The organism is Microbulbifer agarilyticus (assembly GCF_019800665.1).
Classification (GTDB): domain Bacteria; phylum Pseudomonadota; class Gammaproteobacteria; order Pseudomonadales; family Cellvibrionaceae; genus Microbulbifer; species Microbulbifer agarilyticus_C.
The window spans coordinates 127,739-140,443 of sequence record NZ_JAHVKO010000003.1; the positions used below are offsets into that span (position 1 = coordinate 127,739).

Genomic DNA, 12,705 nt, shown 5'->3' on the forward strand with positions numbered 1-12,705 from the left:
TTGAAGGCGAAGTGCTGGGGGCGGGTTTTCAGGATCGTCGCAAACAGGATGTTTGCGCCGAAGCGCCCAGGGATGGGTTCACAGCGGTCCTGAAAACCCGCCCCCAGTGCTTTGCCGCCACGGCCCTCAATTCGGGCCTGGCGTACGGGTCTTAGGGGAAAATCTCAATCGGCGTACCGGTATCCACCATCGCCCAGATCTCGTCCATCTCCGGGTTGGTTACCGCAATACAGCCGTCGGTCCAGTTCATGCGGGTCAGGTACTGTTCAATACCTTTCCAGTGCGGTTTCTGACCGTGGATCATGATGGCGCCACCTGGGCTGCGGCCCATTTTTTTCGCCCGTGCACGGTCCGTCGCATTGGGGTAGGAAACCTGGATAGCGCGATAGTAGGTGCTGTTTTTCTTTTTCCAGTTCAGGGTATAGCGGCCTTCCGGCGTACGGGAGTCGCCCTCGTACTGCTTGTGCCCAATTGGGTTTTTACCAAATACCACCTTGTAGCTTTTAACAACCTTGCCGTTGCGTTTCAGCTGCATCAGGTGCTTGGATTTGTATACGACCACCTCATCTACGGTTTTAATCTTGGCCATAGCCAGGGTGGGGATCATTAACAGGGCAATCAGACTCAGTTTCAGGTATCGCATGGCTCTCGTCGGTAGTAATGGCATTGTTGGTGTCATTCCGGGGCTGAACAATCAGCTTCCGTGCTCTCGCACTTCCACATCCCTGACTTATGCGGGGAGTCTCTGCGGGTTGGCAGAATCGAGCTGCCGGGCGGAGAAATGTGGTTGCGCGGTGCGACTTGGTGACGCAATAGCGTTATGACAGCGCTGTCCCTGACTGTCACCCCAGACCAGGTCCGGGAACTTTTTTAGGCAATTATCCTAACCCGGGCCTCGATTGGCGAAATGGGTTGTATGAATACCGCTCTAAGTGATCAATTTATCAGCAAGTAGATCACGTTTAAAGAGCCGTCAAACAAAAAAACCAAAGAATGAGGAAGAATTTGTGACCGAGACTTTGTTTGTGACCGGAACGAATACAGAGGTCGGTAAAACCTATGCCACTGCCGCGCTATTGCACGCAGCAGGCGAGCAGGGCCTGAAAACCGCGGCGGTGAAACCGATAGCGTCTGGCTGCGAGCAGACCGCCGAAGGCTTGCGCAACAGCGATGCGCTGACCCTGATAGAGGCGATGAACCAGGACATGCCCTACGAGCAGGTCAACCCGGTGGCGCTGGAGCCGGCCATCGCCCCGCATATCGCGGCGATGGAAGCAGGGCGCAGGCTGGATGTTTCCCGTCTTGAGGGCATCTGCCGCGGCGTCATGAGTAGTGGCGCCGATCTGGTACTGATCGAGGGCGCCGGTGGCTGGCGGGTGCCCCTGGCCCCCCGTCAGTTCCTGTCGGATCTGCCACGTGCGCTGGAATTGCCGGTCATTCTGGTGGTGAGTATCGAACTGGGCTGCATCAATCACGCATTGCTGACCGCTGAAGCTATTCGCCGCGACGGCCTGCCGCTGGCCGGCTGGGTGGCAAACTTTGTGCGCGGCCCGCAGGAAGATATGGCCCGCGCTGAGGAAAACCTGATGACCCTGCGGGCAATTCTTCCCGCGCCATGCCTCGGTACCCTGCCGCACGACGAATCTGGCGACTACCGCAATGGCGCCGCCCACCTCGACCTCTCCCCGCTGCTATCTTCTTCCAACTGACCAAATTTGGTTGATTCCCCAGGCCGGACCATGGGTCCGGCTTGACTTGGGAGGCCCTTCGGCCTAGATTTCAAACATGCGTTTGAAACAAACGATTGAGTGACTCCGGCTTGCACATCGCAGAGCCACCTCCAGACACACCAAAAAATCGATTCTAAGAGGCGACACCATGGCCGATTACAAGGCGCCACTGCGCGAGATGAACTTCCTGCTGCACGAAGTATTCGAGGCAGACAAACTGTGGGCGCGCCTGCCCGCACTGGCGGAAACCGCGGACCGCGAGACTGCCGACGCCATTCTAGAAGAGATGGGCAAGCTGGCCGCAAACACCCTCGACCCGATTAACCGCAGCGGCGACGAAGAAGGCTGCTCCTGGAACGATGGCGTAGTAACCACGCCGAAAGGTTTCCCTGAAGCCTACGCCACCTTCTGTGAGGGCGGCTGGGGCGCGCTGGTGGGTAACCCGGAATTTGGTGGCATGGGCATGCCCAAGATGCTGGGTGCCCAAGTCGAGGAAATGCTGAACGCGTCGAATATCTCCTTCGCCCTGTACCCGGTACTGACCAACGGTGCCTGCCTGGCGATCGATGCCCACGGCAGCCAAGAGCTGAAAGAAAAGTACCTGCCGAACATGTACGCCGGCACCTGGTCCGGAGCCATGGACCTCACGGAGCCGCATGCCGGTACCGACCTCGGCATTATCCGCACCAAGGCGGAACCGCAGGAAGACGGCAGCTACTCCATTACCGGCAGCAAGATCTTTATTACCGGCGGCGACCAGGACCTGTCCGAAAACGTGATTCACCTGGTACTGGCCAAGCTGCCGGATGCGCCGAAAGGGCCCAAGGGTATCTCCCTGTTCCTGGTGCCCAAGATTCTGGTGAACGAAGACGGCAGCCTGGGCGAGCGCAATGCGGTCAACTGTGGCTCCATCGAACACAAGATGGGTATCAAGGCCTCTTCCACCTGTGCGATGAACTTTGACGGTGCCAAGGGTTGGCTGGTTGGTGAGCTGAACAAGGGCCTCGCGGCCATGTTCACCATGATGAACTACGAGCGCCTGGGTGTGGGTATCCAGGGCCTGGGTGCTTCCGAGCGCTCCTACCAGAATGCGATTGAATACGCCCGTGACCGCGTGCAGAGCCGCTCCCCGTCCGGTGCCAAGCAGCCGGAAAAGGCCGCTGACCCGATCATCGTGCACCCGGACGTGCGCCGCATGCTGCTCACCCAGAAAGCCTACATTGGTGGCGCCCGCGCACTGTCTACCTATGTCGCCAAGTGGCTGGACCTGGCCAAGTACGGCGAGGGTGAGGAAAAGCAGCAGGCGGAAGCCATGGTTGCACTGCTCACCCCGGTGGCCAAAGCCTTCTTTACCGACCGTGGCCTCGACTGCACCGTAATTGGCCAGCAGGTATTTGGTGGCCACGGCTATATCCGCGAGTGGGGTCAGGAGCAGCTGGTGCGCGATGTGCGTATTACCCAGATTTACGAAGGCACCAACGGTATTCAGGCGCTCGACCTGATCGGCCGTAAGACCGTCGCCAACGGTGGCGCCCTGTTTGAGCTGTTTGCCGCCGACGTGCAGCAGTTTATCGACGACAATGCCGGCAATGCCGAGCTGGCCGAATTTATCCAGCCGCTGACCGTTGAGTTGCAGCGTTTGAAAGACGCGACCGCAGCGGTTATCGAGGCCACCAAAACCGATCCGAATGCACCGGGCGCAGCCTCCGTCGACTACCTGGATCTGTTTGGCTATGTGGCTTACGCCTATATGTGGGCCAAGATCGCCAGCGTTGCCAACGGTAAAGACGAGGACTTCTACCGTTCGCAGATCAAGACCGCGCGTTTCTACTTCGCGCGTCTGCTGCCCAAGTCTCAGGCCCTGGCAGCCAGTGTTGTGGCCGGCAGCGACACCCTGATGGACCTGGAAGAAGAACTGTTCTGATCTTCTGTTCCCGGTTCACAAAAAAGCCCCGCACTCGCGGGGCTTTTTTCATTGCGGCGAATCTCCTACACTCGGGGCATCACAATAAAAATACCGGGTTGCTTATGTCCAAATTTGAGTCCAATCCAGAACAGGGCGAGGATCTCTCGGTTCCGCCGAAAAAACTCTCCGACGAAGACCAGGCAAAGGTCGACCGCTATCTGGCCCGCGGCTACAACCGGGTCGAACGCAAGCCATTCCGACCACTTCTGTTACTCGGCATTATTCTGATTGTGCTGACCCTGCTGTCCCTGCTCAGCCTGTTTATCGCGGGCACTAAAGGCGTTGTGTAACGTGGCATTGTATAAAGCGGGTTTTGTGCAACAAGCGCCAGATTCGAAATAGGAATTGACTGTCATGGCTGAAGCCGAAGAATTTATCCCGCTGCAATTTGAGCAGCTTGACGATGCGACCAAGGCCGCGCGGGCCAAAGCATTTTATGAGCAGATGAAGCAGCGACGCTCGGTGCGCAATTTTTCCAGTGCACCGGTGCCGCGCGCGGTGATTGAAGACGCGGTGCGTACCGCTGGCAGTGCACCCAGCGGGGCCAATATGCAGCCCTGGCACTTCTGTGTGGTGGAGTCAGAAGCGGTAAAGAAAGAAATTCGTATCGCTGCTGAAGCGGAAGAGCGCGAGTTTTACGAACGGCGCGCCTCGGAAGAGTGGCTGGACGCGCTGGCGCCGCTGGGGACCGATGCACACAAGCCATTTCTGGAAACGGCACCCTACCTGATCGTGATCTTCCTGAAGAAGTTTTCCCAAGGTGAGGCGGGTGAGCAGCTGAAGAATTACTACACCTCGGAATCCGTGGGCATCGCCACCGGTATGCTGCTGGCAGCATTGCACAACGCCGGTGTTGCCACTTTGACCCATACCCCGAGCCCAATGAAGTTTCTCAACCAGATCCTCGTTCGCCCCAGCGATGAGCGCCCCTATATGATCGTGGTAGCAGGGCTGCCGGAAGACGGCGCCGAAGTGCCGGCGATCCAGAAGAAGCCGCTTGAAGAAATCGCCGAATTTATCTAATGCACCGCTAGTGCAACTTAGAGGGTCGGCGCGATATTTTAGCCGGCCTCTCCTAGTTTCTCGATGAGACGCCACTCCGTCGCTTTTACCGGCTGAATAGAAAGCCGCCCCTGCTTCACCAGCACCATCTCTTCCAGGGCCGGGTTCTGCTTGACGTCTTTTAGCGGCACTGGCCGCGCAAAGGCGCTCTGCCAGCGGATATCCACGCAGTACCAGCGGGGCTGCTCTGCGGTCGCCTTGGGGTCGAAGTATTTGCTCTCCGGGTCGAACTGGGCCGGGTCCGGGTAGGCACCGCGCACCACACTGGCGGTACCGACAATTGCCGGGACCTTGCAGGCGCTGTGGTAGAACAGCACGCCGTCGCCCTCCTGTACCGAGTCGCGCAGGAAGTTGCGCGCCTGGTAGTTGCGGATGCCATCCCAGCGGCCTGTATGACCGGGCTCTCGCTTCAGGTCATCCAGGCTGTATTCATCCGGTTCCGACTTAAACAGCCAGTAATTCATCGTTATCCCCCAAATCTGCGCGATTTCTGCGGCAACCTGTCAGATTGCTGCGGTTGGTGGTATTTCGTTCACCGCGTTCCTCATTTAGGCTATTTTCCCAGATTGGCGCAATACGTGCGCACTTTTGGAGAAATATGGGTACTTCTGTTTTTAATTGGCTTTCCGACAAGTTGGCAAGTGAGCGCCACCAGTACTGGGCGCTGCAGTGCAGCGGCTGGGCGGGCTATACGCTGCTGACGTTTATCGGCGGCTTCTTCTGGGTGGAGAATCACCTGCTGTACTGCGGCTACCTCGCCGTGGCCACGGCATCGGGTATTGCTCTGTCGGAAGGCATGCGCCGTGGATTCCAGCGTCTGTGGGACAAGCCGCCGGCTACGCGCCTGATCGGTTCCCTCGGAGTCATCATCCTGGCGGCAGCGTTGTGGGCGGCGATAAAGTTTGGGGGCAACCTGTGGCTGTACGGTAAGGAGAGCGACGAGCACCCGCTGGTGATGTCGGTCTACTGGTTCTCCTACTCGTTCCTGATCTACATGACCTGGACCGCGCTCTACTACGGCATCAAGTACTACCAGACATCTCAGCAGCAGCAGGAAAAGGCACTGAAAGCGGAGTCCATCGCGCACCAGTCACAGCTCAAGATGCTGCGCTATCAGCTGAACCCGCACTTCCTGTTCAATACCCTGAATGCGATTTCTACCCTGATCCTGGATCAGGATGGCAAGACCGCCAACAGCATGGTTACCCGCCTGTCGCAGTTTTTGCGCCACTCGCTGGATAACGACCCCATGCAAAAGGTGACGCTAGCGAAGGAAGTCGAGGCGCTGATGCTTTATCTCGACATTGAAAAGGTGCGCTTCGCCGACCGCCTGCAGATCAATATCGACCTCGAAGGTGATGCACCCCGCGCACTGGTGCCGAGCCTGCTGTTGCAACCGATTGTGGAAAACGCGATTAAATACGGTATTTCCCAGCGCGAGTGGGGCGGGGAGATAACCATCAAGGCGCGGGTGTTTGCCGGCGAGCTGCTGATCGAAGTCAGCGACAATGGCCCGGGCGTGTCCGAGAAAGAGCTGGCAGGTTTGGGGCAGGGTAGCGGTGTTGGTATTCGCAATACCTGTGAGCGCTTGCGTGCGCTCTATGGTGACGAGCAGAAGACCCGCTTCTGCAACCGCCCGGAAGGCGGGCTGAGTGTGCATCTGCGCATTCCGTTTGAACAGGAATAACAGGATTATCTGGAGAGGGCGTACTGGTGAGTAGTGATATTCTGAAAGTCATCATTGTGGACGATGAACCCCTGGCCCGGCGCGGTTTGCGCCTGCGCCTGGAAAACCTCGGCGGTATAGAAGTGGTGGCCGAGTGCGGCAATGGCCGCGAGGCGCGCGAACAAATCCTGGCATTAAAACCGGATGTCGCCTTCCTGGATATCCAGATGCCTGGGGTTAGCGGTCTGGACCTGGTACAGCTGCTTCCTGCCGATGGCATGCCGCAGATTGTATTTGTTACGGCATACGATCAATACGCGGTGGAAGCGTTTGAAGTGAACGCGGTCGACTACGTGCTGAAACCCATCGAAGAAGATCGCCTGGCGATGGCGTTGCAGCGGGTACGGGAGAAGCGCGGTAGCGAAAATCTCGTGGCCCAGCGTGAGCAATTGCTGGAGGCGGTCGCGGACCTGACCCACGAATCGCCGGAAGCGCTGGAAGAAAAACTGGCGGCGGGCGAGCTGGGTGGCAGCCGCTACCCGGAAAAAATTGCCATTAAAGATTCCGGGAAAATTTCACTGGTACCGGCGCGGGATATCGACTGGATCGATGCTGCCGGTGATTACATGTGTGTGCATGCCAACGGTGAGACACACGTTATGCGCATCACCATGAAAGAGTTGGAGCAGCAGCTGGACCCCAAAGTGTTCCAGCGTATTCACCGCTCAACCATCGTCAACCTGAAACGGGTGCGCGAGATCTGCGCGCATATCAACGGCGAGTATCACCTGGTGCTGAACAACGGTGAACGATTGAAGATGAGCCGCAGTTATAAGAACAAGGTTCAACATTTTATCTAGTTTTCGACAGCGTTTTTTCTAGTGTTATTTGAAAGCGGAGCAGTGTGCTCCGCTTTCTCATTGCACGCTTCAACTTCGTAAACCGATCGTCTTATTTTTTCTCCGGCTCGCCCGCAAAATCCTTCCCTCTATCGCAACCGCGTTGCCTTGCTGCCCTCAGCAGATATTCTCAACCTCAAAAGTATTTTGATAAAAACAATCAAACGTTGATGGGGTCGCGAGCATGTCGCTCACCAATACCGCGCTAAAGAATCCTGCCGCCACGGCGGTCGCCGTAGTGCTTGCCGTGCTGCTGGGCGCGTTTCTCGCCAGCAAACTGCCGGTGCAATTATTTCCCGATATCGAAAACCCCCAGATCACCATCCAGGCCGGATGGCGAGCGGCTTCGCCCAAGGAAGTAGAGGCGGAAATTGTTGAGCCGATCGAGTCGGTGCTGCAGGGAGTGACCGGGCTGAAGATGATGCAGGTAAACGCCGGTCGCGGTGGCGCCTGGGTGAATCTCGAGTTTGCCATGGGCACGGATATGGACAAGGTGCTCATCGATGTGATCAGCCGTATGAGCAGTCTGCCGCCGTTGCCGCGGGATGCAGAGCCGCCGCGGGTGATGCTGGGCGGCTGGGGTGGCAATACGTCGCCGCTGACGTATTTCTTCCTGCAGTTGTTGCCGGGCAACCCGAACACCATGCGCGACTACACAGGTCTGATTGAGGATGTGTTGCGCCCGGAGCTGGAGGCGGTGCCCGGGGTGGCCAGTGTAGAGGCGCAGAATGGTGTGGCTGCGCGGGAAGAGCTGCAGGTGGTGTTCGATCCGTGGAAGGCGGCGGAGCTGGGGATTCAGTTACCGCTGGTTACGCAGCAGTTGGCGTCGGCACGGGATGTGTCCGGCGGCTTTACCGATGTGGGGCGCCGTCGCTATACCTTGCGTTTTGCCGGTGAGTACCGTCCGGATGAGCTTGCGCAACTGGTTCTGGAGTGGCGTGATGGCCGCGCGGTGCGACTGGGTGATATCGCCAGTGTGCAAGTGGCGCCGTCGGAATCCAATGGCACTGCTACACAAAATGGCAACCCGGCGGTTTCTATCCGTATTAATCGCGCCAACGGCGCCAATATGCTGGCGACGCTGGAGCGGGTTAAAGCGCGGGTTGCGGAGTTGAATGACACCATGCTGGCGGATCAGAAACTGGTGCTGGTGCAGTCCTTTGATGCTTCGATTTTTGTTTACCGTGCGTTGAATTTACTCGGTGGAAACCTGCTGCTTGGCATGCTGCTGGCGGTGGGGGTGTTGTGGTGGTTTATGCGGCGTATGCGCGCCACCCTGATCGTAGCCGCGGCGATTCCAATTTCCCTGCTTGCCACCTTTGTGGTGCTGTCTGCCGCGGGGCGCAGTGTGAATGTAATTTCGCTGGCGGGGCTCGCGTTCGCTACCGGTATGGTGTTGGACGCCGCCATTGTGGTGCTGGAAAACATTATTCGCCTGCGGGAAAAGGGTAAGAGTCCCGACGAGGCTTCCGCGCAGGGCGCCGGGCAGGTGTGGGGTGCATTGCTGGCGAGCACGGCAACCACGGTAGCCATTTTCCTGCCGGTATTTTTTCTCAACAGCGTGGAAGGACAGATTTTCGGTGACCTGGCACTCACCATTGCCGTGGCGGTGGTGTTCTCGCTGCTGGTTGCGGTGGCGGTAGTGCCAGTCGCGGCAAAGCTGTGGTTGCCGGAAGTTTCTGCTCGCGACCGACTGGCGCCGCTGTGGGACAAAATCAGCAGCCGGGTGATGCGGCTTACTGCGACCACCACGCGACGCTGGCGAGTCATTGCTGTGTTTCTGGTGCTGCCGCTGGCCGCGACCTGGTTGCTGTTGCCCAAGCTCGATTATCTGCCGCCGGTAAAGCGGGACGCTGTGGATGTGTGGCTGAATTTCCCCGCAGCCACCAACAATAAAACCATTGCGAAAGAAGTGGTGGCAGAACTCGATCGGCGTATGGGCCCATATATGCGCGGCGAAAAAGAGCCGGCGTTAAAAAACTATTACATCCTCACCTGGCCGAATGGCGGCACCATGGGTGTGCGGGTGAAGGACATGAGTAAGGCCGCAGATATGGAACGCATCCTGCGGCAGGAAGTGCTCAAGGATATTCCAGATTTTCAGGGCTTTGCTGCGCGGGGCAACTTGTTCGGCCAGTTCGGCGGCGACCGGCAGATCGAGCTGCATCTGCAATCCAAAGACGCAGAGGGGCTGATGAAAGCCGCCGCGGCCGGCGTGGAAATTATCGGCGAACAGATGCCGGGTGTACCCGTGCAGCCTAACCCGGGCCTGTCACTGGCAGAGCCGGAACTCACCGTGCATCCGGACGACCGCGCCATCTACGAGCAGGGCTGGAACCGCCAGGATATGGGCAGCCTGATTCGCGCGCTCGGCAATGGCCTCTACGTGGGTGAGTACTTTAACGGTGAAAAACGCCTGGATGTGATCTTCAAGGCGCAGGAGTGGGGTACGCCGGAGCAGTTGGAAAACACCCCGCTGGTTACCCCCCGCGGCCAGATTACTTCGCTCTCGCAGTTGGCCAGTGTGGAGCGCACGGTGGGGCCGGGCAGCCTGCGTCGAGTGGACGGGCGCCGCACAATCAGCTTGCGTATCGTGCCGCCGGACAATGTTTCCCTGGAGGAAGTGCGTGCGCAAATTGAGGCGGATATTTTGCCGAAAATTCAGGCCGCGATGCCTGCCGACGGCAGCATTCTGGTGGGCGGTAATGCCAGTGATCTGGATAACGCGATCCAATCCCTGTCGCAGAATTTCGTCCTGGCACTGGTGATCCTGTTCCTGCTGATGAGTGCGCTGTTCCGCTCTCTGAAAGACGCAGCTCTGGTTTTACTGACTGTGCCGCTTGCGACGGTGGGCGGGGTGCTGGCACTTCGCTTGATTAATCTATTTGGTTTCCAGCCGCTGGACCTTCTGACCATGATCGGTTTTGTGATCCTGCTCGGTCTGGTAGTTAACAATGCAATCCTGCTAGTGCATCAGACCCGCGCCGCGGAGCTGGAAGGCCTCGAGCGTTCTGCTGCCGTAGAGCAGGCACTGAAGCTGCGGCTGCGGCCGATCTTTATGAGCACCCTCACCAGCGTGTTTGGCATGTTGCCGCTGCTGGTGGCGCCCGGTGAAGGCAGTGTGATTTATCGCGGCCTGGCCGCGGTAATTGTTGGCGGCATGGCGGTAAGCACCCTGTTTACGCTGGTTCTGCTGCCCGCGCTGCTGCAAACCGGCAAACTGCCCTTACCGGGTCTAAACAAAATTCAACACAAACTCCACGCCGACCACGCAGGGAGCGAGTCATGATGCAGACGAAAAATATTTCTCGAAATCGAATTTCCCATTGGATCAACGCACTGCTGATCGCAGGCAGTATTTTTTCCCTACCTGTTTTCGGTCAGGGAGCGCAGGATGGCGTGGCGGTCTCCACCAGCCGCGCACAACTGCGCGATCTTTCCCCAAGTCAGTGGGCTGCGGGGCGCGTGGTGAGTCGGCGCGATATTCGCGTGTCATCGCAGCTGGATGGCCTGCTGGAATATGTTGCAGAGCCGGGTACACAGGTGAAGCAAGGCCAGCGCCTCGCCGAGCTGGATGCAACCCCGTGGAAGTTGCAGTTGAGCGACGCGGAAAGTCAGATCAAACAACTGCAGGCTCGCCTGACCTATATGGACGCGCAACTGAATCGCCTGCAATCCCTCGCCGAGCGCAACAGCACATCGCGCGCAGTACTGGAAGAGCAGCAGGCAGAGCGGGAGGCATTGGCCCAGCAATTGGCCGCGGCAAAAATTGCCCGTGATCGCAGCCAGTACGAACTGGGTAAAACCCGCATCAATGCGCCCTTTGATACCCTGGTGGTCAGCCGTGAACTACAGGCCGGCGAATACGTGCGCACCGGTGATGAGCTGGTGCGCGCGCTGGATATGGGGCAGCTGGAAGTGGAAGCAGATATTCCCCTGGGGGCATTGCCCTTATTACAACAGGGCGACGCCCTGACCTTGCGCAGCGATGTACTGGGCAACCGCGCCCAGCGCGAGTCCGCCGCGACAGTTGTGCAGGGACAGGTACGGCAATTAGTACCGGTGGCCGATGCCGGTTCCCGCCGGGTGAAAATGCTGGTCAGTTTGCCCACCGAAGTTGCTGCCGGATGGATCGCCGGGCTTCCGGTACAGGTAGCAGTGCCATTGCGTGCGGCGGAACAGACCATAGCCATTCCCCGCGATGCCTTGATCCTGCGTGATGGCAATGCCTACGTATTCCGGGTGGATGGCGAAGGCAAGGCGCAGCGCCTCGCCGTTACCGCCGGCAGTGGCGACGGCGACTGGATAGCCGTGGAAGGCGATGTGCGCGATGGTGATCAGGTCATCGTGCGCGGCGCCGAGCGCCTGCAGCCGGGGCAGGCAGTCAAGGTCCTGCGTGAAATCGCGGTGGGCGAGGCAGTTAATACCAAGTTGCGCGACTCATAACGGGGCTTCGTCACGTATACATTTAATGTCCATACCTGCGGTACATTGCGAGGCGTGATCCTGAGGTAGCGCCTGCCTGGATCGTGTCGGGTTCAATTTTCACGGAGTAGGACTCCAGCGGTCGGTGAGGAATTTCGAGGTGGGTTGTTATGCCCGGGCCATATTGGCTGGATCGGGTGTTGTCCTGTCTCGCGGGTTAGTAGGAAAAGTGGTGAGTTCATTACCTCCACCTTATAACGCACTGACTCAATATCCTTGCTTAGGGAGTCTTACCGTGTCCTCAGAAACTCCAATTCGCAAAAATGATTCCGCTAGCGGGGGCGACCTCGCCAACAGCCCGCTGTTGCGCGCCATGGTCGACAACTGGTGGGTGGCGCTGGTGCGCGGGTTGCTCGCCATACTGTTTGGTGTACTCACCTTTGTCTGGCCGGGTATATCCCTTCTTAGCCTGGTCCTCCTGTTCGGTGCCTACACCCTGGTGGACGGCGTCATTGCCCTGTACGGAGCCATCAAGGGCCGCGGTTCTGCCGAGCGCTCTTCACTCTGGTGGCTGCTGTTTGTCGGGATCACCGGTATTGCGGCCGGTATCATCACCTTTGTATATCCGCAGGTGACTGCATTGGTACTGGTGATTTTTATCGGTGCCTGGGCGCTGGTGCGCGGTATCTTTGAGATCATCGGCGCGATCCGCCTGCGCAAGGAAATAGACCACGAGTGGCTGCTGATACTGGCCGGTATCCTGTCGGTCATTGTTGGATTATTTCTCCTGATCAAACCCGGAGCCGGCGCGCTGGCGTTGCTGTGGTTGATCGGCGGCTATGCAATCGCATTCGGCATTATTCTGGTGTGGTTGGCCTTCCGTCTGAAGAAGGTTGGCACGCAATCCGCATGAAATTAACCGGGCCCCAATCGCCGGGGCCGGCAATAACCCCGGGG

General features: G+C 58.3%; 11 protein-coding genes. 9 read left to right on the forward strand and 2 right to left on the reverse strand.

Annotated elements, in window-relative coordinates; translation table 11 throughout:
• Positions 1–151: 151 nt before the first annotated feature.
• The gene (locus KUV22_RS06250; protein ID WP_222229437.1) at positions 152–643 is read right to left on the reverse strand and encodes a L,D-transpeptidase family protein; all 492 of its coding nucleotides are present in this window, start codon (positions 641–643) and stop codon (positions 152–154) included.
• A gap of 364 nt (positions 644–1,007) precedes the next feature.
• Between KUV22_RS06250 and bioD the strand changes: the two genes are divergently transcribed.
• From bioD to KUV22_RS06270, 4 genes are all read left to right on the forward strand, one after another.
• Positions 1,008–1,709 carry a dethiobiotin synthase gene (gene bioD, locus KUV22_RS06255; RefSeq protein WP_077399907.1) on the forward strand — a complete coding sequence of 234 codons (702 nt, stop codon included), beginning with the start codon at positions 1,008–1,010 and terminating at the stop codon, positions 1,707–1,709.
• A gap of 169 nt (positions 1,710–1,878) precedes the next feature.
• Positions 1,879–3,654 (forward strand): acyl-CoA dehydrogenase C-terminal domain-containing protein, encoded by a 1,776-nt coding sequence (locus tag KUV22_RS06260; protein ID WP_222229438.1) that lies wholly within the window; start codon positions 1,879–1,881, stop codon positions 3,652–3,654.
• Between the two features lie 104 nt (positions 3,655–3,758).
• Complete coding sequence (locus tag KUV22_RS06265) at positions 3,759–3,986, forward strand: DUF3094 family protein (RefSeq protein WP_222229439.1); 228 nt, start codon at positions 3,759–3,761, stop codon at positions 3,984–3,986.
• Between the two features lie 64 nt (positions 3,987–4,050).
• Complete coding sequence (locus KUV22_RS06270) at positions 4,051–4,719, forward strand: nitroreductase family protein (protein WP_222229440.1); 669 nt, start codon at positions 4,051–4,053, stop codon at positions 4,717–4,719.
• 38 nt (positions 4,720–4,757) lie between these two features.
• Here the strand turns inward: KUV22_RS06270 and KUV22_RS06275 are convergent, their stop codons facing one another.
• Positions 4,758–5,222 (reverse strand): EVE domain-containing protein, encoded by a 465-nt coding sequence (locus KUV22_RS06275; RefSeq protein ID WP_222229441.1) that lies wholly within the window; start codon positions 5,220–5,222, stop codon positions 4,758–4,760.
• 134 nt (positions 5,223–5,356) lie between these two features.
• Between KUV22_RS06275 and KUV22_RS06280 the strand changes: the two genes are divergently transcribed.
• From KUV22_RS06280 to KUV22_RS06300, 5 genes are all read left to right on the forward strand, one after another.
• A complete protein-coding gene (locus KUV22_RS06280) occupies positions 5,357–6,445 on the forward strand; it encodes a sensor histidine kinase (RefSeq protein ID WP_222229442.1) in 1,089 nt (362 codons plus the stop codon).
• Between the two features lie 26 nt (positions 6,446–6,471).
• Positions 6,472–7,284: a LytR/AlgR family response regulator transcription factor gene (locus KUV22_RS06285; RefSeq protein WP_222229444.1), complete on the forward strand. Its 813-nt coding sequence runs from the start codon at positions 6,472–6,474 to the stop codon at positions 7,282–7,284.
• 223 nt (positions 7,285–7,507) lie between these two features.
• Positions 7,508–10,612: an efflux RND transporter permease subunit gene (locus KUV22_RS06290; protein ID WP_222229446.1), complete on the forward strand. Its 3,105-nt coding sequence runs from the start codon at positions 7,508–7,510 to the stop codon at positions 10,610–10,612.
• Positions 10,609–11,769: an efflux RND transporter periplasmic adaptor subunit gene (locus KUV22_RS06295; RefSeq protein WP_222229447.1), complete on the forward strand. Its 1,161-nt coding sequence runs from the start codon at positions 10,609–10,611 to the stop codon at positions 11,767–11,769. Before KUV22_RS06290 ends, KUV22_RS06295 begins: the two co-directional genes overlap by 4 nt.
• 274 nt (positions 11,770–12,043) lie before the next feature.
• Complete coding sequence (locus KUV22_RS06300) at positions 12,044–12,661, forward strand: HdeD family acid-resistance protein (protein WP_224867642.1); 618 nt, start codon at positions 12,044–12,046, stop codon at positions 12,659–12,661.
• Positions 12,662–12,705 lie beyond the last annotated feature (44 nt).

What these genes read in the sequence shown, in the direction of transcription:
- KUV22_RS06250 (WP_222229437.1), bottom strand. Translation starts at nt 643, where the DNA reads ATGCGATACCTGAAACTGAGTCTGATTGCCCTGTTAATGATCCCCACC.
- KUV22_RS06260 (WP_222229438.1), top strand. Translation starts at nt 1,879, where the DNA reads ATGGCCGATTACAAGGCGCCACTGCGCGAGATGAACTTCCTGCTGCAC.
- KUV22_RS06265 (WP_222229439.1), top strand. Translation starts at nt 3,759, where the DNA reads ATGTCCAAATTTGAGTCCAATCCAGAACAGGGCGAGGATCTCTCGGTT.
- KUV22_RS06270 (WP_222229440.1), top strand. Translation starts at nt 4,051, where the DNA reads ATGGCTGAAGCCGAAGAATTTATCCCGCTGCAATTTGAGCAGCTTGAC.
- KUV22_RS06275 (WP_222229441.1), bottom strand. Translation starts at nt 5,222, where the DNA reads ATGAATTACTGGCTGTTTAAGTCGGAACCGGATGAATACAGCCTGGAT.
- KUV22_RS06280 (WP_222229442.1), top strand. Translation starts at nt 5,357, where the DNA reads ATGGGTACTTCTGTTTTTAATTGGCTTTCCGACAAGTTGGCAAGTGAG.
- KUV22_RS06290 (WP_222229446.1), top strand. Translation starts at nt 7,508, where the DNA reads ATGTCGCTCACCAATACCGCGCTAAAGAATCCTGCCGCCACGGCGGTC.
- KUV22_RS06295 (WP_222229447.1), top strand. Translation starts at nt 10,609, where the DNA reads ATGATGCAGACGAAAAATATTTCTCGAAATCGAATTTCCCATTGGATC.